A 423-nucleotide genomic window follows, 5' to 3' on the forward strand; every position below is an offset into this window, starting at 1 on the left:
AAGTACTTTGTTTCTTGCTACCTAATTGTTAATGAACTTCTGCTTTTTGCAGATTAAAACACACTCAGTTGAATTTGTTTTGATCTGCATCTATGGTTTATTCGTTGGGCAAGGGCAAAGGTCCAACTTACGATGCATTGATTTATAATGGTGGGTCTGGGTGGACTTGAACCACCGGCCTCACCCTTATCAGGGGTGCGCTCTAACCAACTGAGCTACAGACCCATTTTTTACTTCAGCTTTTTCCTTTATCCGGCGTTGCTAAACTGTTTCTGCTCGGTTGCGTACTGATGTACGCGCCCTCTCATAAACACTTTCGCGCCTTGGCTAAAGAAAAATCTTCGTAAAATGCTTTTCGCTTTTTCCTTTATCCGACGCTGCAAAAATCTTTGCGCTCTTGCTGTTCTCTTAAGACAAACTGTG

1 tRNA gene is annotated in these 423 nt (G+C 42.6%); it reads right to left on the bottom strand.

What is annotated here, in order from left to right:
* Nucleotides 1–148: 148 nt before the first annotated feature.
* Nucleotides 149–225: transfer RNA gene (locus tag AB3348_RS15260), tRNA-Ile, on the bottom strand.
* Nucleotides 226–423: the final 198 nt, after the last annotated feature.

Origin of the sequence: Legionella sp. W05-934-2, assembly GCF_964199965.1 — a bacterium.
In the GTDB taxonomy this organism is placed as follows: Bacteria; Pseudomonadota; Gammaproteobacteria; order Legionellales; family Legionellaceae; genus JAFIFT01.